This is a genomic window from Aeromonas sp. ANP5 (genome assembly GCF_963870295.1).
Classification (GTDB): domain Bacteria; phylum Pseudomonadota; class Gammaproteobacteria; order Enterobacterales; family Aeromonadaceae; genus Aeromonas; species Aeromonas veronii.
Genome location: NZ_CAWMRY010000042.1, coordinates 12,918 through 35,583 on the forward strand (window position 1 = coordinate 12,918; position 22,666 = coordinate 35,583).

At 60.3% G+C, this 22,666-nt stretch carries 26 protein-coding genes; 10 read left to right on the plus strand and 16 right to left on the minus strand.

The window, feature by feature from the left end:
- Positions 1-157: 157 nt before the first annotated feature.
- Both AACT07_RS19185 and lexA read right to left on the minus strand, forming a co-directional pair.
- Positions 158-373 (minus strand): hypothetical protein, encoded by a 216-nt coding sequence (locus AACT07_RS19185; RefSeq protein WP_231560888.1) that lies wholly within the window; start codon positions 371-373, stop codon positions 158-160.
- 484 nt (positions 374-857) lie between these two features.
- Entirely contained in the window at positions 858-1,481 is a 624-nt protein-coding gene (gene lexA, locus AACT07_RS19190; protein ID WP_005339540.1) for a transcriptional repressor LexA, read from the minus strand.
- A 204-nt stretch (positions 1,482-1,685) separates the two neighbouring features.
- Between lexA and plsB the strand changes: the two genes are divergently transcribed.
- Positions 1,686-4,109 carry a glycerol-3-phosphate 1-O-acyltransferase PlsB gene (plsB, locus tag AACT07_RS19195; protein ID WP_019446525.1) on the plus strand — a complete coding sequence of 808 codons (2,424 nt, stop codon included), beginning with the start codon at positions 1,686-1,688 and terminating at the stop codon, positions 4,107-4,109.
- Between the two features lie 69 nt (positions 4,110-4,178).
- On the opposite strand, the gene ubiA is transcribed toward plsB, so the two are convergent.
- Positions 4,179-5,048 carry a 4-hydroxybenzoate octaprenyltransferase gene (gene ubiA / locus AACT07_RS19200; RefSeq protein ID WP_005339536.1) on the minus strand — a complete coding sequence of 290 codons (870 nt, stop codon included), beginning with the start codon at positions 5,046-5,048 and terminating at the stop codon, positions 4,179-4,181.
- Positions 5,045-5,581, minus strand: a complete 537-nt coding sequence (locus AACT07_RS19205) for a chorismate--pyruvate lyase family protein (RefSeq protein ID WP_069529565.1) — start codon at positions 5,579-5,581, stop codon at positions 5,045-5,047. Before AACT07_RS19205 ends, ubiA begins: the two co-directional genes overlap by 4 nt.
- Positions 5,582-5,726: 145 nt before the next feature.
- On the opposite strand from AACT07_RS19205, the gene AACT07_RS19210 reads away from it, so the two are divergent.
- A complete protein-coding gene (locus AACT07_RS19210; RefSeq protein WP_005339527.1) occupies positions 5,727-6,161 on the plus strand; it encodes a flagellar basal body-associated protein FliL in 435 nt (144 codons plus the stop codon).
- 112 nt (positions 6,162-6,273) lie between these two features.
- Positions 6,274-6,438, plus strand: coding sequence for a hypothetical protein (locus AACT07_RS19215; protein WP_005339525.1), 165 nt, complete (start codon positions 6,274-6,276; stop codon positions 6,436-6,438).
- A 20-nt stretch (positions 6,439-6,458) separates the two neighbouring features.
- Here the strand turns inward: AACT07_RS19215 and AACT07_RS19220 are convergent, their stop codons facing one another.
- The 5 genes from AACT07_RS19220 to waaF all read right to left on the minus strand — a co-directional run bounded on the left by AACT07_RS19220 (position 6,459) and on the right by waaF (position 10,504).
- Positions 6,459-6,791: a DUF2799 domain-containing protein gene (locus AACT07_RS19220; RefSeq protein ID WP_069529567.1), complete on the minus strand. Its 333-nt coding sequence runs from the start codon at positions 6,789-6,791 to the stop codon at positions 6,459-6,461.
- Between the two features lie 137 nt (positions 6,792-6,928).
- Positions 6,929-7,054, minus strand: a complete 126-nt coding sequence (locus tag AACT07_RS19225) for a hypothetical protein (RefSeq protein ID WP_005339521.1) — start codon at positions 7,052-7,054, stop codon at positions 6,929-6,931.
- Positions 7,055-7,128: 74 nt separating this feature from the next.
- A complete protein-coding gene (gene acuI / locus AACT07_RS19230; RefSeq protein WP_069529568.1) occupies positions 7,129-8,109 on the minus strand; it encodes an acrylyl-CoA reductase (NADPH) in 981 nt (326 codons plus the stop codon).
- Between the two features lie 93 nt (positions 8,110-8,202).
- A complete protein-coding gene (gene waaA / locus AACT07_RS19235) occupies positions 8,203-9,468 on the minus strand; it encodes a lipid IV(A) 3-deoxy-D-manno-octulosonic acid transferase (RefSeq protein ID WP_069529570.1) in 1,266 nt (421 codons plus the stop codon).
- A gap of 1 nt (position 9,469) precedes the next feature.
- Positions 9,470-10,504, minus strand: coding sequence for a lipopolysaccharide heptosyltransferase II (gene waaF, locus AACT07_RS19240; RefSeq protein WP_005339516.1), 1,035 nt, complete (start codon positions 10,502-10,504; stop codon positions 9,470-9,472).
- Between the two features lie 276 nt (positions 10,505-10,780).
- On the opposite strand from waaF, the gene AACT07_RS19245 reads away from it, so the two are divergent.
- Entirely contained in the window at positions 10,781-11,557 is a 777-nt protein-coding gene (locus AACT07_RS19245) for a glycosyltransferase family 2 protein (RefSeq protein WP_033136376.1), read from the plus strand.
- Between the two features lie 51 nt (positions 11,558-11,608).
- Here the strand turns inward: AACT07_RS19245 and AACT07_RS19250 are convergent, their stop codons facing one another.
- The gene (locus AACT07_RS19250; protein ID WP_069529572.1) at positions 11,609-12,646 is read right to left on the minus strand and encodes a glycosyltransferase family 9 protein; all 1,038 of its coding nucleotides are present in this window, start codon (positions 12,644-12,646) and stop codon (positions 11,609-11,611) included.
- A gap of 134 nt (positions 12,647-12,780) precedes the next feature.
- Here AACT07_RS19250 and coaD point away from each other — a divergent pair, with 134 nt between their 5' ends.
- Positions 12,781-13,263 (plus strand): pantetheine-phosphate adenylyltransferase, encoded by a 483-nt coding sequence (gene coaD, locus AACT07_RS19255; RefSeq protein ID WP_069529573.1) that lies wholly within the window; start codon positions 12,781-12,783, stop codon positions 13,261-13,263.
- A gap of 106 nt (positions 13,264-13,369) precedes the next feature.
- On the opposite strand, the gene AACT07_RS19260 is transcribed toward coaD, so the two are convergent.
- The 6 genes from AACT07_RS19260 to radC all read right to left on the minus strand — a co-directional run bounded on the left by AACT07_RS19260 (position 13,370) and on the right by radC (position 17,032).
- The gene (locus AACT07_RS19260; protein WP_069529575.1) at positions 13,370-14,242 is read right to left on the minus strand and encodes a VirK/YbjX family protein; all 873 of its coding nucleotides are present in this window, start codon (positions 14,240-14,242) and stop codon (positions 13,370-13,372) included.
- Positions 14,243-14,419: 177 nt separating this feature from the next.
- Positions 14,420-15,232 carry a bifunctional DNA-formamidopyrimidine glycosylase/DNA-(apurinic or apyrimidinic site) lyase gene (mutM, locus tag AACT07_RS19265; RefSeq protein WP_069529577.1) on the minus strand — a complete coding sequence of 271 codons (813 nt, stop codon included), beginning with the start codon at positions 15,230-15,232 and terminating at the stop codon, positions 14,420-14,422.
- 24 nt (positions 15,233-15,256) lie between these two features.
- Entirely contained in the window at positions 15,257-15,712 is a 456-nt protein-coding gene (locus AACT07_RS19270) for a hypothetical protein (protein WP_069529579.1), read from the minus strand.
- 93 nt (positions 15,713-15,805) lie between these two features.
- Complete coding sequence (rpmG, locus tag AACT07_RS19275; RefSeq protein ID WP_005307500.1) at positions 15,806-15,973, minus strand: 50S ribosomal protein L33; 168 nt, start codon at positions 15,971-15,973, stop codon at positions 15,806-15,808.
- An 11-nt stretch (positions 15,974-15,984) separates the two neighbouring features.
- A complete protein-coding gene (gene rpmB, locus AACT07_RS19280; RefSeq protein WP_005307492.1) occupies positions 15,985-16,221 on the minus strand; it encodes a 50S ribosomal protein L28 in 237 nt (78 codons plus the stop codon).
- Positions 16,222-16,357: 136 nt separating this feature from the next.
- Positions 16,358-17,032 (minus strand): RadC family protein, encoded by a 675-nt coding sequence (radC, locus tag AACT07_RS19285; RefSeq protein ID WP_005339502.1) that lies wholly within the window; start codon positions 17,030-17,032, stop codon positions 16,358-16,360.
- A 147-nt stretch (positions 17,033-17,179) separates the two neighbouring features.
- Between radC and coaBC the strand changes: the two genes are divergently transcribed.
- From coaBC to pgi, 5 genes are all read left to right on the plus strand, one after another.
- Positions 17,180-18,382 (plus strand): bifunctional phosphopantothenoylcysteine decarboxylase/phosphopantothenate--cysteine ligase CoaBC, encoded by a 1,203-nt coding sequence (gene coaBC / locus AACT07_RS19290; protein ID WP_069529580.1) that lies wholly within the window; start codon positions 17,180-17,182, stop codon positions 18,380-18,382.
- An 81-nt stretch (positions 18,383-18,463) separates the two neighbouring features.
- Positions 18,464-18,922 (plus strand): dUTP diphosphatase, encoded by a 459-nt coding sequence (gene dut, locus AACT07_RS19295; RefSeq protein WP_005339498.1) that lies wholly within the window; start codon positions 18,464-18,466, stop codon positions 18,920-18,922.
- Between the two features lie 69 nt (positions 18,923-18,991).
- Positions 18,992-19,588, plus strand: a complete 597-nt coding sequence (gene slmA, locus AACT07_RS19300; protein ID WP_005339495.1) for a nucleoid occlusion factor SlmA — start codon at positions 18,992-18,994, stop codon at positions 19,586-19,588.
- A gap of 165 nt (positions 19,589-19,753) precedes the next feature.
- Positions 19,754-20,590 (plus strand): mechanosensitive ion channel domain-containing protein, encoded by an 837-nt coding sequence (locus tag AACT07_RS19305; protein WP_005339493.1) that lies wholly within the window; start codon positions 19,754-19,756, stop codon positions 20,588-20,590.
- 347 nt (positions 20,591-20,937) lie between these two features.
- Positions 20,938-22,587, plus strand: a complete 1,650-nt coding sequence (gene pgi, locus AACT07_RS19310; protein ID WP_069529582.1) for a glucose-6-phosphate isomerase — start codon at positions 20,938-20,940, stop codon at positions 22,585-22,587.
- The last annotated feature ends 79 nt before the right edge of the window (positions 22,588-22,666 follow it).

Genomic DNA, 22,666 nt, shown 5'->3' on the forward strand with positions numbered 1-22,666 from the left:
GGGGGCATTGTACCCCAGCGAGCCGCCAAGGTGGTTCAACCTTGTGCAACGCCCTGTCAGGAGTCGACCATTTGGCATAATTAATCGCCAGTTGCGGCCATAAAAAAACCGGCCCCCTTGGGTGCCGGTTATGGATGGATTTGTTTGTCTCTTCTGCTCAGGGGCGAGCGTTACGCCCCTGCTGCAACATCTTGCCGATGGCCCGCACGCCGATGGGAATCACGGGGGCCAGCCAGCCCTCTTCCCCCCGGCGATCGCCATGACCACGTTTGAACAGCAGCACCAGACGCACCACCTTCTCTTTCGGACATCCCAGCCAGAGCGTCCAGTGCGAACCACGATGGTGCAGCCAGAGACCGTAAAACCAGGTCATCCGGCTACCTTTGACAAAACGGGTGATTGACGATTCCGCTGGCGCAGCCCCAGCCTCTGAATCCCATGGCGATCTTGATGCCATACCAGTCCTCCTTGACCGACAGGTCATGTTGCTTCGTCGGCCTGAACTGGGAACAGGCCTGTCACGACTATCTGCAACCATTACGAGTGGTCCCCTTTGCCTGACAAGGTTCGGGATCTCCCCACTCCCCCTTCATATCCCGTGAAGGTGTACTGCCCTATTCTCGTTGTTACCGGCCCTTCCGTACCGACGCATTGTGATGGTCAGAGGGAGGCGCCAAGCCCTGTCTCGGCGACAGGGCATTGATCTGAGCATATATCTGAAATGGATGATTGGTAGCCGGTCGCGCAGGACAAAAATGCCGCCGCCGATGATCTGTTTGATATGACAGGGAAAGTGCGCCAGAAACAGCACGGCCTCCCGAAGGAGGCCGTGTGGCAAACGCAGTTGGCGGGAATGATTACATCCAGTCGGCGTTGCGGATTACCCCGACAGCAAGCCCCTCGATGGTGAGCTGCTGGCAGGAGAGATCCACCTCGATGGGGGAGAGCTCTTCATTCTCCGGCAGCAGCCATACCTGACTGCCCTTGCGCTGGAAGCGCTTGACGGTGACATCCTCATCGAGACGGGCGACCACCACCTGACCGTTGCGCACCTCCTGGGTCTTGTGCACCGCCAGCAGATCGCCATCCAGAATGCCGATGTTCTTCATGCTCATCCCCTGCACCCGCAGCAGAAAATCTGCCCGCGGGTGGAACAGGGCGGGATCCACCTGATAGTGGCTCTCGATATGCTCCTGAGCCAGGATGGGTTCACCGGCAGCCACCTTGCCGATGAGCGGCAGACCGCTCTCTTCCAGCACCTCTTCCTCTTCGAGCAACAGGCGAATGCCGCGGGACGTGCCCGGCATGATCTCGATGACCCCTTTTTTGGCCAGGGCCTTCAGATGTTCTTCGGCCGCATTGGCCGACTTGAAACCAAGCTTCTGGGCAATCTCGGCACGAGTCGGCGGCATACCGGTCTCGCTCATGTTCACCTTGATCAGCTCCAGCACTTCGGCCTGGCGGGGGGTAAGGGGTTTCATAGAATTGGCACCTGTCTTTTTATACAGCACACTGGCAGTATATACAGTGCAGTGGCCAAGGCAAGGCGCAGCTGACATTTGTCGCGACCAACCCCTCATTTACTGCTGTTTTGATCCTGCGCAGCCGACTCATCGTACCTCTCGGCGACAAGGGGCTGTCGATTTGCTATGCTCACGCCGCATTTTTTTGGAGAGCAGACGCACATGTCCCTAGGACAGAAGATTTCCAGAGCCATCTTGCAATGGCCGGTCAGCGGCTTGGTCAATCACAAGAGCCTGCCGGAAAATCCCATCACAGAACTCAACCTGGATCCGGCCAGACCCATCGTCTATGCCCTGAAAACCAGTTCGATCACCGACCTGATGACCCTGCAGCAGTGCTGCGAGGATCTCGGTCTGCCCGGTCCCTTCACGCCGCTGGAACTGAATGGCCAGCTGCTGCCGCGCTATGTCTGTCTGGATCGTCCGCCTCCCCTGTTTGGCAAACGCAGCAAACCGCTCCCCTTCCTGCAGGAGTTCCACCAGCTGCTGGATCTGCACAAGCAGGATCCCGAGCTGGATATCCAGGTGGTGCCCGTCACCCTGTTCTGGGGCCGCGCTCCGGGTCGGGAAGGGGAAGAAGCCTCCGGCCTCAACATCATCAGCAGCCTGGCGCCGAACCGGCTGAAGAAGGCGCTCATCGTGATCCTCAAGGGTCGCGAGAATCTGGTGCGCTTCTCGCCGCCGCTCTCCCTGCGCTACATGGCCGACAAGCACGGCACCGACGAGGCCATCGCCCACAAGCTGGCACGAGTGGCCCGTACCCACTTCAGCCGCCAGCAGCTGGCCGCCACCGGCCCGAAACTGCCGAACCGCAACCTGCTGTTCAAGCAGTTGCTCGACTCCGCGGTGATCCAGCAGGCGATTGAAGAGGAAGCCCAGCGCGAAGGGATCAGCCTCGAGAAGGCGCAAAAGCGTGCCCATGGCTACATGGACGAGATCGCCTCCAACTTCTCCTACCGGCTGATCCGCCTGGGCGAGAGCTTCCTCGGCTGGCTGTGGAACAAGCTCTACCGCGGTTTGTCGGTCAATGGCGCCGAGAAGGTACGCCAGCTGGCGCAGGAAGGGCACGAGATCGTCTACGTTCCCTGCCACCGCAGCCACATGGACTACCTGCTGCTCTCCTACGTCATCTACCACCAGGGGATGGTGCCGCCCCATATCGCGGCAGGCATCAACCTCAACTTCTGGCCGGCGGGCCCGATTTTCCGCCACGGCGGCGCCTTCTTCATTCGCCGCACCTTCAAGGGCAACCCGCTCTACAGCACGGTATTCCGGGAATACCTCAACCTGCTGTTTGCCAAGGGTTACTCGGTGGAGTTCTTCACCGAAGGCGGTCGCTCCCGTACCGGCCGTCTGCTACCGCCCAAGACCGGCATGCTGGCGATGACCCTGCAGGCAATGATGCGCGGGCTGGACAGGCCGGTCACTCTGGTGCCGGTCTATCTGGGCTACGAGCACGTGATGGAGGTGAACACCTACCACAACGAGCTCAAGGGGAGTCGCAAGGAGAAAGAGAGCTTCCTGCAGGTGCTCGGCATCCTGCGCAAGCTGCGCAACTACGGCCGTGGCTTCGTCAACTTCGGCGAACCGCTGACCCTCAACAGCTACCTGAGCGAACATATCCCCGACTGGAAAAAGCACATCGGGGAAGAGGAGCGTCCGGAGTGGATGGCGGGCACCGTCAACAATCTGGCCGAACTGCTGATGACCCGCATCAACGGCGCTGCCGCGGTCAACGGCCTGACCCTGAGTGCGCTGGCGCTGCTGGCCGCCGAGCGCCACGCCCTGACCCGCGACGAATTGCAGGCCCAGCTCAACACCTATCTGGATCTGCTCAAAGCGGTGCCTTACAGCCCGCAGAGCACCATTCCGGATGAGGATGCCAAGACCCTGCTGGATCAGGCGATGGAGCTCAACAAGTTCGAGGTGAGCGAGGACAAGCTGGGTCAGATCATCAGTCTCGACCGCTATCAGGCGATCCTGCTGACCTACTACCGCAACAACATCCTCCACCTGTTTGCCATGCCTTCTCTGGTGGCGGCACTAATCGAACGCTGCGAGGGGATCTCCCGCAGCGAGATCATGGCTCGTTGCATCGACATCTATCCGCTGCTCAAGACCGAGCTGTTCCTGCGTTATGAAGAGGAGGAGCTACCGGCGCTGGTTGACAGCCTGCTCGACGCGCTGCAGACCCAGCAACTGATCGAGACCCGCGATGACGGCTACTGGGTCAATCCGGCCAACCAGATGCGCCTGCTGCTGCTGGCGGAGAGTATTCAGGAGACCCTGCAACGCTACGCCATCGTGCTGACCCGGGTGCTGGCCCAGCCTCATATCGAGGCGGAGCAGCTGGAGGCGGACGGCCTGATGATGGCAGAGCGCCTCGGCACCCTGCACGGCATCAACGCCCCCGAGTTCTTCGACCAGAAGCTGTTCAGCACCCTGATCCACACCTTGCGCAAAGAGGGTTACCTCTCCCCAGAGTGCAAGCCGGACCTCGGCCGCTTCCAGGCGCTGGCCGACAATATAGTGCCGCTGCTGAGCAACAAGATCCGCCGCACCATTCAGGCAGGCAATCAGCTCTGATCTGCAACGCAAACAAAGAAGGCCGCATGATGCGGCCTTCTTTTTTATCGGAGTCTGCGCGGGAACATGTCACGCCAGCAGGTAGTCGAGCACCAGACCGGCAAACACCAGCGCCCCCACATAGTTGTTGTTGAGAAACGCCTGGAAGCAGGCTTCCCGCTGCCGCTCGCGAATAAGCCGCTGCTGATAGACAAACAGCACCGCCGCCCCCAGCAATCCCCAGTAATACCAACCCCCCAGCGTCATCAGTTGCCCGACCGCCAGCAACAGCAGCAGCGTCGAGAGTTGCAGTGCGCCGATGATACGCTTGTCGTAACGACCAAACAGGATGGCGCTGGATTTGAGGCCGATCTTGAGGTCGTCATCCCTATCCACCATGGCGTACTGGGTGTCGTAAGCCACCGTCCAGAGCAGATTGGCGAAGAAGAGCAACCAGGCCACCAGCGGCAGGGCATCCGCCTGCGCCGCATAGGCCATCGGGATCGACCAGGAGAAGGCCATCCCGAGCACCAGCTGGGGGTTCGAGATAAAGCGCTTCATGAAGGGGTAACTCACCGCCAGCAGCAGGGCGACAAACGACAGGCCGATGGTGAGCGGATTCATGGTCAGCACCAGACCAAACGAGATAAGTGCCAGCACGAAGAAGAGCGCCAGCACCTCCCACGGCTTGACTCTACCCGTGGGCAAGGGGCGACCAGCGGTGCGTTTGACATGGCCGTCGAAGTTGCGATCCGCATAGTCGTTGATCACGCACCCTGCCGAGCGCATCAGAAAGACCCCGACCACAAACACGGTCAGCACCCAGAGATTGGGCAGGCCACCAGCGGCCAGCCAGAGCGCCCACAGGGTTGGCCACAGCAGCAGCAGAGTGCCTATGGGTTTGTCGACGCGGGCCAACTGCATGTAGGCAAGTCCCCGCTCCTTGGTTAACAGATTCACTCCAGCTCCTTGTCACAGACGAGAGAGGGCAGAAACAGCTCGTGCACCAGCAGTGGCCACTGCCCCAGAAACAGACGGGAACGACGCCCCCAGACAGTGGCGGCCGGGCAACGGGGATTGGCGGCAATATCGAAACGGGCCAGCTGCAGATGATCGCGGCGGGCTGGCTCATGGCCAAATACCCGCTCACCCAGCGGCTGATCGCCAAGCTCGGCAATGCCGCTCCCTTGCAGTGCGTCATCGGCAAACAGGGTCCAGCCCAGCACGGCGGGTCCACGATCCCCGTGCAGGATCACCTCACGGCAGGTACCGGCCGGCGAGGCCGAATCCACCAGCCACTGCTCATCGGCAGTAAGGGCGACCGGATGATTGCCCAGCCACTCCACCGAAAAGTGGCGATTGTGCTGACGCAGCCGCCGGGTCATGGAGCCGGGCTCCAGCAGCCAGGGGCGCAAGCTGGCGGGCAATTCGCAACATTCGGGGGCCAGCCACCCGCTTAACGGCGTGAGGGGAACAGTCAACTCGGACTTCACAGCTTCACCATCCAGAGATTTCCGTGTTCAGGTTAAAATCCGGTTTATTATCCGTAAATCAATAGCGAAATGTAAGAACATCCGTGCTTGACGGCCCCGATAGCAACATCAAAAATGGGTTATCTCTTGCTGATGAGCCATCTATATGAAGATCTTCAAAATTCTGCTGGTGTTGTTACTGAGCTGTGGCGCCCTGCAGCAGCAAGCTCTGGCTGAAGATGAGCCGCCCGCCGAGGGCGCAGAGGGGGCTGCCAAGCCTGGTTTCTCCTACCACGCGCTCGATCCCGACATCATCACCAACTACCTGAGTGATAGCAAAACCCTCGGTTATATCCGGGTCACGGTAGAGCTGATGGCGGAAAACGAGGCAGATCTCAAGCTGCTGGAGCAGCATGACCCGCTGATCCGCGATGCCATCATCCGTCTGATTGGCAGCAAAAATGCCGATCAAGTGAAGTCCCTGACCAACCGAGAAGAGCTACGCAAGGAGTGCGAGACAACCGTCAACGAACTGCTGGTGAAAGAGACCGGCAAGAAAGCGGTGCGCGAGCTTATCTTCACCAAGTTCCTCTACCAGTAATCTCTCCCGAAACAATCGCTTATTGACATATCGGCCAATAAGCGAGCTTTGTCGGTTTATTCGAAATGAAAATCGATTACAATACGGCCGTCAAGTCGTAGAGGTAGTCGTTATGGGCAGCAAAACCCTGTGTGAATGGCGCCGTCACGAGATCCCCACCGATCTCAAGGCGTTGCGCAAGATAGTCCGCAAACCCAAGTTTGTCTGCAGCAAGTGTGCCCGCAGTGCCAATGACAAGGGTTACCTCTGCCAACCGCTGCGTTTGAAAGAGGAGTAACGCCCCTCCCTGTCAGGGTGTTATTGATCGATCCACCCCTGACGCCCCTGTTCGAACAGTCTGCGCGCCTGGGTATCATTCGGGCAAACGCCGCGATACTCCTCGCCTGAGCGGCCAGCCAGATAGAGGTGCTCGGGGCGGCAATACCATGCCAATCCCTTCTGATGTCCCTGCTTCCACAGTTCGGCATCTACCTTCTTGCCACACTGACCCTGATGGAACTCGACCCGCTCGGTGGTGAAGCCCAGCTTGCCATCCGCCTCCCCCACCTCACTCCACACCTTCTCGCAGGGATCATCGTTGGAAACACAGCCACCCAGCAGAGCAGCCAACAATATGATGGTGAGTCGCATAGTCATCCTTGAGCGTCATTTTGGCAGTTCATTCTACCCAGCGGCCTGCCCCTGACCAAGGACGAACGCTCAGCCATGTGAGCGCGGCAAAAAAATCAGGCGGGCCCAAAGCCCGCCTGTTCGTTCAATGCCGTGGTTCACTGGTCATCGAAAGTGTCATCATCCTGCCAGCTTTCATCTTCCCACTGATCCAGCTCTTCTTCCCAGGAATCCGGCTCCCAATCATCATCAGAGGAGTCGTAATCCGGCTTGTGTCCACCCATCTTCACTCTCCTTGGATAGTTCACCCGCACTCCAATTTTATCCGGAATTGTCGGGCTCGCCAGTCAGAGAGAGTTCAAAGTTTGACCAGAGTGCGACCTGCGATCTGGCCTTGCGTGATGGCCTCGGCGGCCTCCACTACCTGCTCCAGCCCAATCTCGGTAACCGCCTGCTCAAAGAAGCTGGCAGGAAGGTCCCGTGCCAGTCGCTGCCACGCCAGTTGACGACGTTCAAACGGGCACATCACCGAATCGACTCCCTGCAACCGCACATTACGCAGGATGAAGGGCATCACACTGGTCGGCAGATCGAAACCGCCCGCCAGCCCGCAGGCCGCCACGGCGCCGCCATAGTTGATCTGGGCCAGCAACTTGGCCAGCACCTGACTGCCGACGGTATCGATGGCAGCGGCCCACAGCTGCTTCTCCAGCGGTTTGGCTGGCACCAGCAGCTCGCTGCGCGGCACGATGCGGCTGGCACCCAACGCAGTGAGCATGGCGCCCTGCTCTTCCGGACGACCGGTCAGCGCAGCCACCTGATAGCCAAGGGCTGCCAGCAGGGCAACTGAGGTGGAGCCCACACCGCCTGCCGCACCGGTGACCAGCACCTCGCCGCTATCTGGTGTAATGCCCGCCTCTTCCAGCGCCAGCACGCAGAGCATGGCGGTGAGACCAGCGGTACCGATGCACATGGCCTGCCGTTCATCCAGCCCGGCGGGCAACGGCACCAGCCAGTCCCCCTTGACCCGCGCCTGTTCGGCCATGCCGCCCCAGTGCCCTTCGCCCACGCCCCAACCGGTCAGCACCACCTTGTCGCCGGGCTGATAGCGGCTGTCGGCAGATTCGAGCACGGTACCGGCGAAGTCGATGCCGGGCACCAGCGGCCACTGACGCACTATCTTGCCCTTGCCGGTGATGGCCAGCCCGTCCTTGTAGTTGATGGAGCTGTAAGCGACCGCTACCCGCACTTCACCTTCCGGCAACTGGCTCTCGGCCAGCCGGGTCAGAGTCGGAACAGTCTTGCCGTCTTGGTTTTCCAGTAACAGAGCCTTGAACATGGTTGCCTCTTTGATGACGTGTGAAACGGGGATCAGCTGCTTTGACGCTTTTGCAGTTGAAAATCGAGAGCCAGAGCAGTGCTCATCATGGGTTCAGTCGTTCTCCAGCGCAGTGAGGCAGTGCGAGAGAGTACGCGCCAGCGCTCCCTGATTGCGCAGCACCACGGCGCGGGCCTGCTCGCCCATCTCGCGGCGGGTGCTCTCGTCGGCAAACAGCTGGCTCACCTGCTCGCCCAGCTCGGCGGCATCGGCCACGATGGCGGCGCCCCCCTGAGCCACCAGCTGGCGGGTAATGTCGCTGAAGTTGAAGTAGGCGGGGCCGGTCAGGCAGGGCTTGCCGAGGGCTGCCGGCTCCAGCAGGTTGTGACCGCCGATCTTCACCAGACTGCCGCCGACGAAGGCCACATCGGCCGCCGCCAGCATCAGCGGCAGCTCGCCCATGGTATCGCCGAGATAGACCTTATCCTCCGCACGCACCGCGGCACCATCAGTGCGCCGCACGCAGCCATAAGGGGCACACAGCTCGGCTACCCGATCAAACCGCTCAGGGTGACGCGGCACCAGAATGAGCAGCGCGTCGGGATGGCGTTTGAGCAGCAGATCGAAGGCGGTCAGCACCTGCTCGTCCTCACCCTGATGGGTGCTGGCGGCGATCCAGACCGGCCGATCCGCCCCCAGTTGCTGGCGCAGGGCGCGCCCTTTTGCCTGCACCTCGTCACCAAACTGGATATCGAACTTGATGGAGCCGGTCACCGCCAGCCGCGAACGCTCGATACCGAGGCGGGCGAAGCGGTCGGCGTCATCCTGATGCTGGCAGAGCAGATGGGTCAGCGGCCGGCTCAGGGCATCGAAGGCGCCGTGGAAGCGGGCATAACGCTGGCAGGAACGCTCGGAAAGACGGGCGTTGATGATGGTCACCGGCAGGTGGCGCGCCTCACAGGCGGCCAGCCAATTCGGCCACAGCTCGGTCTCCATCACCCAGAGCGCGCGCGGCTTGAAGGTGTCGAGAAAGGCGGCAATGGCCCAGGGGTAGTCGAGCGGCGCGTAGCGATGGATCACCAGATCCCCCAGCCTGGCAGCCTGATCGGCACCGGTGCGGGTGGTAGTGGTGAGCAGGATCGGCAGATCGGGCCGCTCCGCCTTGAGGGCACGAATGAGCGGCGTAATGGCCAGCGTCTCCCCCACGCTCACTGCATGGATCCAGAGCGGCGCCTCCTGCCCGGTGGCAGGCAACCGCCCGAGATGCTCGGCCCAGCGCTTGCCAAAGCCGGGCTTGCCTTTCTTCGGCTTGTAGAGGGCCAGCAGCGCCAGCGGCAATCCCAGATGGATCAGCAGGTTGTAGAGCAGACGGTAGGGCATCTTACTGACTCTGCTCCAGCTTCTTGCAGGCATCGACCACCTGCTCCGGCGCCAGGTCGATCAAACACTTGAGATGGCCGAACTTGCAGGTGCGCTTGAAGCAGGGGCGACACTCGATGTCGGTGTGAACGATCTCGACCCGATCCGCCAGCGGCGGGGTGTAGAGCGGCGAAGTGGAGCCATAGACACCCACCAGCGGCCGGTTGAGGGCGGCGGCGATGTGCATCAGGCCGGAGTCGTTGGAGATGACCCGGCTGGCCAGCGCCATCAGATCGATCGCCTCGTGCAGGCTGGTCTTGCCCGCCAGCACGTGGCAGTTGGGGCGAGTCAGCAGGTTGACCCGATCCCGGATGGTATTGGCGACCGGCACATCCTTGTTGGAGCCGAAGATCCACACCTGCCACCCCTCGTCCAGATGCTGCTGGGCCACCACGGCGTAGTGCCCTTCAGGCCAGCGCTTGGCCGGGCCGAACTCGGCGCCGGGACAGAGCACCAGCACCGGGCGGGCGCGATCAAGCCCCAGCCGCTCCAGCGCCTTGCTCTGGTTGATCAGATCGACGTGGAGCGCCGGATGCGGAATGGTCGGAATATCGGCCCGGCTCTTCATCTGCGCCTTGGGATAGGCGAGCGCCAGATAGCCCTCCACCATCAGCGGGAAGGCAGACTTGTTGCTGCGCAGGTCGTTAAGCAGACCGTAGCGGCTCTCCCCCTTCCAGCCGGTACGGACCGGAATGCGGGCAAACCAGGGGATCAGCGCCGATTTCATGGAGTTGGGCTGGACGATGGCCTGATCGTACTTCTCGGCCGCCAGCTGCTTGCCGAGGCGACGGCGCGCCACCAGCTTGAAGTCACCGTGGCCAAGGGGCATTGTGATCGCCTTGTCCACCTCCGGCATCCGCTCCAGCAGGGCGCAGCACCAGGCGGGGGCCATCACGTGCAGTTCGCACTCCGGATGATTGGCCTTGATCGCCTTGTAGAGGCTCTGGGACATCACCATATCGCCGACCCAGGAGGGGCCGATCACCAATATTTTCATCACGCGTCTTCTCTCGGGTCTGGCCCGGCGGTTAATCATCACTGGGCGAGATTATGCCCCAAGAATGGCTGGATAAATAACAGAAGATCCTTGGCAAACGCTGCCGTCACCCCATTTTTCCAGCAGTGCCCCGCTTCCAACCGGACGAGACGAGACAGGCAAACAGCTGATAGAAACGGGCAATGGCGGCTCTCTCTTTGACCCGTTTTTCCGTTAGAATGGCCCATCAATACGCATTCGACCCGCCAGCCGGGCAATAACCGTGAGCCCACATTCGTGAAAAAACCGACTCTGGCTGCCGTTCTGATCGTCAAGAATGAAGCCGACAACCTGCGCAAGTGCCTCGCCTCCCTCGACGGACTGGTGGACGAGATCGTCATTCTGGACTCCGGCAGTCAGGACGAGACCCCGGCCATCGCCGCCGAATTTGGGGCCCGTTTCTTCGTCAACGCCAAGTGGCCCGGCTTTGGCAAACAGCGCCGGCTGGCCCAGTCTCATGTACAGTCCGACTGGGTGTTGTGGCTGGATGCCGACGAGCGGCTCACCCCCGAGCTGAAAACCGCCATCGCCAACGTGATGGCCAATCCGGCCAGCGACACCATCTACTCGCTGCCGCGCCTCTCCTGGGTCTTTGGCCGCTTTATCCGCCACAGCGGCTGGTATCCGGATCGGGTGCTGCGCCTCTATCCCAAGGCACTCACCAGCTACAACGAGGCGCTGGTGCACGAAAAGGTAGAAGTGCGGGCCAACATGAAGATCGTCAATATTCATGGTGACCTGCTCCACTTCACCTATCGGGATCTGGAGCACTATCTGGTTAAATCTGCCGGTTATGCCCGCGCCTGGGCCGATCAGCGCACCGCTCGCGGCAAGAAGGGCTCTCTCAGTCAGGGGCTGATCCATGCTGTTGGCTGCTTCCTCAAGATGTACCTGCTCAAAGCGGGTTTCCTCGATGGCAAGCAGGGGCTGCTGCTGGCGATCCTCTCCGCCCACTCCACCTTCGTCAAATACGCCGACCTCTGGGTGCGCCAGCAGCCGCAGCAGCCGGAATAACCGTCATACGAAACAGGGCCTCACGGGGCCCTGTTTGCATTGCTGCATACGTTATTTGCGCCAGAAAGGCGCCGCCCAGCGGGCCATCACCGGCACCATGGTCTTGGGATCGAGCTGGCTCATATCCTCAGGATGGTCGCTATCCTCCGGCGGGCTGAAGGCGAGGTGACGCCCTTCGCTGTTGAGGGGCTTCCAGCGCAGCGGAGTAGCGGAGCGGCGCATCGGGAAGAAGCCAATGGTCGGCACATCGAGCGCACCGGCGATATGGAGCGGGCCGGTACTGCCAGCGATAAACAGGGCGGCGTTGGCCAGCACCTGACAGAACATCGGCAGACCATCGCTGGAGCGGTAGATCCAGCCGTTGCCACCGTGGGCCAGCAACTCGGCCGCCAGCTGTTCGGCCATCTTCTCCTCGCCCGGGCCGGCGGTCAGCACACACTGCAGTTCGGGGCAGGCTTGGTTTAGCTTGATAATGATGCGGGCATACTGCTCGATGGAGAGGTTGTTGGCAGACCCACCGCTACCGGCATGTACCATCAGCCAGGGGCGGCTGGTATCGAGCTTGAGCTTGAGCGCCAGCTGCTCGCGCACCTGTAGCAGAGTCTCCTCATCGAACCGCAGGAAGGGAGTTTTGGGCTCCACCACGGCCACCTGCTGATCGGCCAGAAAGCGGCGGATCAGCTCCAGGTTGTACTCGGACTCCGGCTTTTGGGAGCGGGAGCGGCGCTGTACCAGTCGCTGGTTGTAGAGCACCTGCGCCAGCTTGGTCGCCGGGGCCAGCCGGTAAGGGATGTGTGCCTTCCACACCAGCATGGCGTTGCGGGAGTTGGAGAAGAGGCATATGGACGCGTCGAACGCCGCCGCCTTGATCCGCGCCAGCAGCGCTCGCTGTTGCTCCTTGTCGGCACGCACGCCCGGATCGATGATCACCTCGTCAATCCAGGGGCAGAGCCGGGCCAGCGGCGCCGTGTAGGCCGGAACCAGGGCAGTCACATGACACTCCATGGAGCCTTTGAGCATGGCGAAGCTCGGCCACGCCAGCATGAAGTCACCAATCTTGTCATTGCGAACGACCAGAATACGTTTCATAAAAAATCCCTTTGCTCCCTGTCACCAATGCAAGGAGGCTTGATGCGCGATGGCGTATTCTTGCCTGATGCACTGCTATTCTCAAGCGACGACCTTATAATGCGACCAAATTTCCAGGTTGCAGGACCGCAAAGATGACTACCAGGGTAATTTATCCCGGGACTTTTGATCCCGTTACCAATGGCCACGCCGATCTGATCGGCCGCGCCGCCAAGCTGTTTGACGAGGTGCTGGTCGGGGTCGCCAACAGCCCGAGCAAGCGCCCGCTGTTCGATCTGGCAGAACGTGTCCAGCTTGTCCAGCAAGTGACCAGCACGCTTCCCAACGTCAAGGTGGTGGGCTTCTCCGGCCTGCTGGTCGATTTCGCCAAAGAGCATCAGGCCAACGTGCTTATCCGCGGCCTGCGCGCCGTCTCCGACTTCGAGTACGAGTTCCAGCTGGCCAACATGAACCGCCGCCTGATGCCTGAGCTGGAAAGCGTCTTCCTCACCCCGGCGGAGGAGAACTCCTTTATCTCCTCCACTCTGGTGAAAGAGGTGGCGCTGCACGGTGGCGACATTCGTCAGTTTGTCGATCCCGTGGTGGCCCAGGCCATCGCAGCCAAACAGAAAGGGTGATCCCCTTCCATACTCGCCATTCCCAACGGCAACTACGAACAAGGGCTACCTACGGGTAGCCCTTGTTGTATCTGTCTCGTTATAGAGAGGTCAGCCTGCTTGCCGGTTACTGACGGGCAAACCGCTCATTCATCTCCTGCACCAGCAGATCGAGCCACTCGTAGCGGCGCCGATACATGGCCCGCTTCTTGGAGGCGATCTCCTCCAGCGGCTTGCGCGGCTGGGCTTGCAGAGCGACGAAGTTGGCATCCACATCCCGGGCGTCGAACTCCTGCCACAGCTCGTCATAATCGGCCTGCAAATTGGCTTTCTGCTTGCTGCTGTAGCGCTTGGCCTGAAACACGTGGGCCCGCTTGCGCACCGCCAGCACCTCTGCCGCCCCCATGGCCTGCGCCAGTTGCAACACCAGCTGCACCAGCAGGGATTTGGGCCGCAGGCCGTGCCCCTCTTTGGTCAGCTCGCGCACCCGATCCTGGGCATTGTCGACCGCAGGCTCCGGCCCCTGCATGGAGCCGATCATCAGAATCAAACGATCCACGCTACCCGCCAGCGAAAAGGCGCAGCTGTAGAGGCGCTGCCCCTCGCCGTTGACGATGGAGAGCGCCAGCTCGGCCTCGCGGCGGAAGGTGCCATCGTGGCGCATCAGAATGCGGCAGCCGCTCTGGGGATAGTGCCCAAGTTCGAGCCCCTCGCCCAGATAGAGGGGGTCGATCAGCTGCGGGTAGCACTCCAGCAGCAAACGGTAGTGATTTTCCAGCATCTCGGCCCGCTCACGGGCGCTGGCACAGGCGAAGCGATAGGGGCGCATCGGCTTGTCGAGCAGCTCGGGATAGACCGCTGGCAGCGCCTTGAGCGAGTCGCACTGAAACAGGCTGAAGACCCGGCTCAGCGACTTGCGATAGAGCAGGCTGCGCAGCACGAACTTGCCGCGATTGAAGGTTTTCCGGTCACATCCCTCGGGGTAGAGGAAGCGGGCCATGGATTTTGCGCAATAGCGCTCCTGCCGGGATAAATATTCCCAGTCTATTGATTTAACTGTCATTTTTATATTCTCAAACCGCCTGAACGGTCGGGATACTAGTGACAGCTGTGCAAATCTTCAACAGAGTGGAAATACGCTGTTACAACTTCCCCCGGATCGGGGCAAAAAGTGCGCTCAGCGCTGGCAATGACTGCAAAAAACCGTGGTGCGCTGGCCCATTCTTGTCTCGGTCAGCAGGGTGTGACAGTGGAAACAGGGCTGACCGCCACGGCCATAAACCTGCAACTGCTGCACGAAATAGCCCGGCTTGCCATCGGCACTGGTGAAATCCTTCAGAGTAGTGCCGCCCTGGCGAATTGCCTCGGCCAACACCCGCTTGATCTCGGCCACCAGGGTTCCCAGCCGCTCGGCGCTGATATTGCCCACCGCCCGTTTGGGGTGAATGCCGGCGGCATAGAGCGCCTCGTTTGCGTAGATGTTGCCCACCCCGACCACCACCTGATTGTCCATCAGGAACTGTTTGATGGCGGTGCTGCGTCCCTTGGCGCGCTCACGCAGGTAATCAGCACTGAAGGCATCGGTGAGCGGCTCGGGCCCCAGCTTGGCGAGCAGCGCATGGGCTTCGGCCGGTTCCCGGGTCCAAAGCAGGGCGCCAAAGCGGCGCGGATCGTTGAGCCGCAGCAGCTTGCCATTCTCCAGCTCGATATCCACGTGGTCGTGCTTCTCGGCTGGCGTGCCGATATCCAGCACCCGCAGGCTGCCGGACATCCCCAGATGAAGGATGGCGGTGCCGAAATCGGTCTCCAGCAGCAGGTATTTGGCACGGCGATGCACCCGATGGATGGTGAGGTCCTCCAGCTCCTGAATCTCACCGGGGATCGGCCAGCGCAGGCGGCCATCCCGCACCACCACGCGTGTCACCTTGATACCGGTGAGCCAGGGGGAGATCCCCTGACGACTGACTTCAACTTCTGGCAATTCGGGCATGGGCACCTCGCAAGGAAAAGAAACTCAGGGAGCAGGACGCAGCAGATCGCGATACTGCTCGGCAGTGAGGGCGAGCCAGAGACCGGAGGGCAGCTGAGCGCCATATTGGCCGCTGTTCTGATAGAGGCCGATCTCGATCGGATCGTTCTGGCCGGCAATCCACACCTTGATGGTCACCGGGGTACCGCGCACCACCTCGCCGGAGGGCAGCAACCAGCCTTGCCAGCGTGCCAGACGGGCATCCAGCTGAGCCGTGTCGAGCCCCAGATCCGGCACGCTGCGCCAGCCCTGACCAATCCGCTCAATCTGCCAGCTCGGCCCCTGCCAGGTGAGCACCACGGCCGCATCCGGCAGCAAGGGGCGAGCGCGCTTGGCGCTGTTCTCCTGCTGGGCAGTCTCCATACGATGCAACAGGGTGATCACGATCAGCACCACCACAATGATCACGTTATTCCAGCCTTTGCGGCTCAATTTGAACATGGCAAGCCTCCCTTTGAACCGGCAGTGTACTGAATTCGGCGCATAAAAAAACCCGGCACGAAGCCGGGTTTTTGGGAATGCAGCATCAAGTAATTACTTGATTTTGCCTTCCTTGTAGATCACATGCTGACGAACAACGGGATCAAACTTTTTGATCTCCATTTTTTCGGGCATGGTGCGCTTGTTTTTGGTAGTGGTATAGAAGTGACCAGTACCGGCGCTGGAGTTCAGGCGAATTTTCTCGCGAATACCTTTAGCCATGATCTAATTCCTTATACCTTAACACCGCTGGCGCGCAGTTCAGCCAGAACCACTTCAACGCCACGCTTGTCGATGATACGCATGCCTTTTGCGGATACGCGCAGGCTTACGAAGCGTTTTTCACTCTCAACCCAGAAACGGTGAGTGTGCAGGTTCGGCAGGAAACGACGCTTGGTGGCGTTGTTAGCGTGCGAACGGTTGTTACCAACTGCCGGGCGCTTGCCGGTTACTTGGCATACTCTAGACATGTCAGTCTCTCCAAATCTTACTTCATTGCTCGAGCAAATATCTGCCCCGCTGGCCTTCGATTGCGGGGCAAACAGAAGGCGGCATTTTATACAGCATCCGTGATCAAAGATCAACTAATACGGTGCCAGAGCACAGTTATAGCCAACCGCGCTCGGCAAAAGAAACCGTGATGCCATCACCGATCACCAAGTGATCCAGCACTCTGATATCGATCAGGGCCAAAGCGGCCGTGATCCGATCCGTGATCTGGCGGTCGGCCCTACTGGGCTCGGCGACGCCGGACGGGTGATTATGCGCCAGAATCACCGCGGCTGCATTATGTTTGAGCGCGATCTGCACGATTTCTCTTGGCCAGACGCTCGCCGAGTCGATGGTGCCGAAAAAAAGCTCAACAAATTGAATGACTCTGTGCTGATTGTCGAGCAACAGCAGGGCAAACACCTCACGCGGCCGATCCCGCAGCTGGGCCTGCAGATAGTCGCGGGTCAGCTGGGGCGAGGTGAGGGCATCACCCCGTTGCAGCTGCTCGGCCAGATGGCGTCTGGCCATCTCCAGCACCGCCTGCAACTGGGCATATTTGGCCGGACCAAGGCCGTGCGCCTCGCAGAATGCCCGTTGATCCGCCCCCAGCAAGCTGCGCAAAGAGCCGAATTGATTCAACAGGTTGCGTGAAAGATCCACTGCACTCAGGCCATTGACGCCAGTGCGCAGAAAGATGGCGAGCAGCTCGGCATCGGAGAGCGCCGCAGGCCCCTGACGCAGCAACTTCTCTCTGGGGCGTTCATCTTCCGGCCACTCTTTGATGCTCATTTGTCTCTCCCTCATCCCTGTTGAGAAAAAACATAGCAAAAAATTGCGCGCGCCCGACCACACCCCTTGATGCCAACCCCTGTCGTCATCCATTGCCTGTGGTATCTTAGCCGACCAGTCAGAATGAGCCGGATAGAGAAACAGCAGATGAGATTGGCCAATAAACGCATCCTGTTGGGTGTCAGTGGCGGGATCGCCGCCTACAAGAGTGCCGAGCTGGTACGCCGCCTGAAAGATCAGGGCGCCGAAGTGCGGGTGGTTATGACCCGCTCCGCCAAGGAGTTCATCACCCCGCTGACCCTGCAGGCGGTCTCCGGTCATCCGGTGGCCTACAGCCTGCTGGACCCCTCTGCCGAAGCGGGCATGGGCCATATCGAGCTGGCCAAGTGGGCCGATCTGGTACTGATCGCCCCCGCCAGCGCCAACCTGATGGCGCGGATGGCTGCAGGCATGGCCGACGAACTGCTGACCACCCTCTGTCTGGCCACGCCGGCGCCCATCGCGCTGGCGCCCGCCATGAACCAGCAGATGTATCTCAACGCCGCGACCCAGGCCAACCTCAAGACCCTGGCCAGCCGCGGTATTCTGCTGTGGGGGCCGGATGCCGGCAGCCAGGCCTGTGGCGATGTGGGCCCGGGGCGGATGCTGGACCCCCTCGAACTGGTGGATCGCTGCTGTCAGCAACTGGCCGCCGAGCCCTTGCTGGCAGGCGTCAAACTGCTGCTGACCGCAGGGCCAACCCGCGAGGCGCTGGATCCGGTGCGCTACATCAGCAACCACAGCTCCGGCAAGATGGGCTACGCCATCGCTCGCGCCGCCCGTGAAGCAGGCGCCGAGGTGACGCTGGTGAGCGGCCCGGTGACGCTGGCTACGCCAGCAGGTGTTACCCGCGTCGATGTCGAGAGCGCCGAGCAGATGCATCAGGCGGTGATGAGCCGGGTCGGCGAGTGCGACCTCTTCATCGGCTGCGCGGCGGTAGCCGACTATCGTCCTGAGCAGGTGGCCAGCCAGAAGATCAAGAAGACCGGCGACAACAACCAGATGGTGGTGAAGCTGGTGAAAAATCCCGACATCATCGCGGCCGTCGGTGCCCTTTCAGACAAACCCTTCACCGTCGGATTTGCCGCCGAAACCGTGGATGTGGAACAATACGCCCTCGACAAGTTGCAGCGTAAGCGGCTGGACATGATCGCCGCCAACGATGTGTCCCGCGAGGGGCAAGGCTTCAACGCCGATGACAACGCCCTGACCGTGTTCTGGCAAGGGGGCCAGGCCCCGCTGCCGCTGGCCGACAAGCTGACGCTGGCCCGTCACCTGATCGCCCTGATTGCGCGCCACTACCGGCACTGAGCGTCCCGAAAGAACAAGACTCACGGCGCCCCGCCTTGCCAAGAGGGGCGCCAATACAAGATCCAACTGAAAAAGCGATTCATGACTACACAAATTGAACTGAAGATTCTGGATGCCCGTATCGGTACCGAGTACCCGCTGCCCGCCTACGCCACACCGGGCTCTGCCGGCATGGATCTGCGCGCACTGCTGGATGCGCCGCTGACTCTGGCTCCGGGTGATACCACCCTGGTGCCGACCGGTCTGGCCATTCACATCCAGGATCCGGGTCTGTGTGCCACCATCCTGCCCCGCTCCGGCCTCGGCCATAAGCACGGCATCGTGCTGGGCAACCTGGTCGGTCTCATCGATTCCGATTATCAGGGTCAGCTGATGGTTTCGGTCTGGAACCGCGGCAAGGATGAGTTCACCATGCAACCCGGCGAGCGCATCGCCCAGCTGGTGATCATGCCGGTAGTTCAGGCCAGCTTCCAACTGGTCGATGAGTTCAATCAGAGCGAACGGGGTGAAGGCGGTTTTGGTTCTTCTGGTCGCCAATAACAGACCACACCAGCCCGATGGGCGGTGCTTAATAATAGAATCAAGCCATTGTTTTTTTTAGGGGAATCCATGGCAAGCAGTAATCAGAAACAGAGTCGGCGCGATCAGATCCTGCAGGCGCTCGCCCATATGCTGGAAACCAGTCCGGGTCAGCGCATCACCACGGCCCGTCTGGCGGCCGAGGTCGGCGTCTCTGAAGCAGCCCTCTATCGACATTTTCCCAGCAAGGCGCGGATGTTCGAGGGGCTGATCGACTTTATCGAGGATTCCCTGCTGTCACGGGTCAATCTGATCATGGCGGAAGAGAAGGACACCATGGCGCGCTGCCACCACATCCTGCAGCTGCTGCTGGTGTTCGCCGAGCGCAATCCCGGCATCACCCGCATCCTCAATGGCGACGCCCTGCTGGGTGAGCACGATCGGCTGCGGGATCGCATCAGCATCCTGTTCGACAAGCTGGAGACCCAGATCAAACAGGTGCTGCGCGAGAAGCGGCTGCGCGAGGGGCAAGGCTTCCAGCTCGACGAGACCATGCTGGCCAATCTGCTGCTGGCCTACACCGAAGGCCGTATCAGCCAGTTCGTGCGCTCCGAGTTCAAGCTCAAGCCGACCGCCGGTTTTGAAGATCAGTGGCAATTTATCCGCAGCCAACTGCTGCAGAGCTGATGGTTTTTTCGCATCATTCAGCAAAAAGAAGGGAGGCTTTAGCCTCCCTTCTTTTTTGTGTCAGGTTTTTATGGCAGAAAAGAAGTACCAGATGCGACCCGTACTGTCGCGCTGCGGTGTTAGATTTATCCACCATAAACCTTTTAGAACCTGACAGGACATCCTATGGAACCCGAAATCATTACCGAAGCGCAGACCTGGCTGGTCAATAATCAGGGACTGCTGATCGAATACGGCGTCAATATCGCCGCCGCCCTGCTGACCCTGCTGGTCGGCTATATCGCCGCCAACCTCATCAGCGGTGGCGTGGTCAAGGTGATGCAGGCCCGCAAGCTGGACACCACAGTCACCCACTTCGTCGGCAGCATCCTCAAATACGCCATTCTGGTGTTCGTGGTGATCGCCGCGCTGGGCCGTGTCGGCGTGCAGACCGCCTCCTTCGTCGCCATTATCGGTGCCGCCGGTCTGGCCATCGGTCTGGCGCTGCAAGGCTCGCTCTCCAACTTCGCTGCCGGCTTCCTGCTGATCATCTTCCGTCCCATCAAGGCGGGCGAGTTTATCGAAGTGGCGGGCACCGCGGGTGTCGTGCAGTCCGTTCAGCTCTTTACCACTACCCTCACCTCAGGTGACAACAAGATGGTGGTAGTCCCGAACTCCGCCATCCTCAACGGCACCATCGTCAACTACTCGCGCATGGATACCCGCCGCGTCGATATGACCTTTGGCATCGGCTACGGCTCTGACCTGCGCAAGGCCAAACAGATCCTCGAGCGTCTGGTAAGCGAAGAGCCGCGCATCCTGAAAGATCCGGCCGCTACCATCGCCGTTGCCGCGCTGGCCGACTCCTCGGTCAATATCGTGGTGCGCCCCTGGGTGAAAACCGCTGACTACTGGGGTGTCTGGTTCGACTTCCACGAGAAGGTGAAACTGACCTTTGATGCCGAAGGCATCGAAATTCCCTTCCCGCAGATGGTGATGCACATGCAAAAACCGCAGGCGTGATCGCGGTTCTGCTGCAACAGACAATGCCAGCCTTCGGGCTGGCATTGTCGTTTCTGGCCCCAGCCCATGGCCATGTCGGTGCATAACCACGCCAACCGGATGAAAACAATTTCAGGCTATCGGGGTGGCCCCAATCATGAGCAAGCGCAAGATCCGCCTTGCTTTCGTGACACATAATCCCAATGTTCTGGTTGTATGCTCCCGGCAGTGACCCATTGCAGTAAAAGACAATCGGTAAAAATCTGTTACACGGGCCGCCCGATCGGCTCGCTATAATGCTCGGATAATAAGATTTGGCGGGACCTTGCCTGCAAGGTTCAAACACAACTTGGCATTTCAGGAATCCTATGCAAAATATCAATCCAACCCAAACCCAGGCCTGGCAGGCACTGGAAGCCCACTTTGCAGCAAACAAAGAGACTCGACTCAAGGATCTGTTCGCGCAGGACCCGAAGCGCTTTGACAAGTTTTCCCTTACCTTCGGCGGCGACATCCTGGTTGATTACTCGAAGAACCTGATCACCGAAGAAACCCTCAAGTTGCTGGTTGATCTGGCCAAAGAGACCGATCTTCGCAGCGCGATCGATGCCATGTTCAATGGCGACAAGATCAACATGACCGAAGGCCGCTCCGTACTGCACGTGGCCCTGCGCAACCGCTCCGACCGCCCCATCGAGTGCGACGGCAAGGACGTGATGCCGGAAGTGAACGCCGTACTGGCCAAGATGAAAGGCTTCTGCGAGAAAATCATCTCCGGCGAGTGGAAAGGCTACACCGGTAAAGCGATCCAGCACGTGGTCAACATCGGTATCGGTGGCTCTGATCTGGGTCCGGTGATGATCACCGAGGCACTGCGCCCCTACAAAAACCATCTGCAGATGCACTTCGTCTCCAACGTCGATGGCACTCACATCGCCGAGACCCTGAAGAAGATCGATCCGGAAACCACCCTGTTCCTGGTGGCCTCCAAGACCTTCACTACCCAGGAGACCATGACCAACGCCCTGACCGCCCGCGACTGGTTCATCAACATCGCCGGTGACAAGGCCCACGTTACCAAGCACTTCGCCGCGCTCTCCACCAACGGCAAGGCCGTGGCTGAGTTCGGTATCGACACCAACAACATGTTCGAGTTCTGGGACTGGGTTGGCGGCCGCTACTCCTCCTGGTCAGCCATCGGCATGCCCATCGCCCTGTCCGTCGGTTTCGAGAACTTCGAAGCCCTGCTGCAAGGCGCCTTCGAGATGGACATGCACTTCGCCACTGCCTCCTATGAGCAGAACGTGCCGGTACTGCTGGCGCTGATCGGCCTGTGGTACAACAACTTCTACGGTGCCGAGTCCGAAGCCATTCTGCCGTACGACCAGTACATGCACCGCTTCCCTGCCTACTTCCAGCAAGGCAACATGGAATCCAACGGCAAGTACGTGGATCGCAACGGCAAGCCGGTTGACTACCAGACCGGCCCCATCATCTGGGGTGAGCCGGGCACCAACGGCCAGCACGCCTTCTACCAGCTGATCCATCAGGGCACCAAGCTGATCCCCTGTGACTTCCTGGCGCCAGCCATCAGCCACAACCCGATCGGTGACCACCATCCGAAACTGCTGGCCAACTTCTTCGCCCAGACCGAGGCGCTGGCCTTCGGCAAGAGCAAGGAAGAGGTTGAAGCCGAGTTCCTGGCGGCTGGCAAAACCCTGGAGCAGGTCAAGGATCTGGTGCCGTTCAAGGTGTTCGAAGGCAACCGCCCGACCAACTCCATCCTGTTCAAGAGCCTGACCCCGAAAACCCTGGGCGCCCTGATCGCCATGTACGAACACAAGATCTTCGTACAGGGCGCAATCTGGAACATCTTCTCCTTCGACCAGTGGGGCGTGGAGCTGGGCAAACAGCTGGCCAACAAGATCCTGCCGGAGCTGGGCAACAACGAGGCTGTCACCAGCCACGACTGCTCCACCAACGGCCTGATCAACACCTGGAAAGCGTGGAAAGCCTGATTTATCCGGCCTTTCTGAATGCAAAAGCCCCGCTCGATGAGCGGGGCTTTTTTATGACTGTCAGGCTGATTTTTCTGGC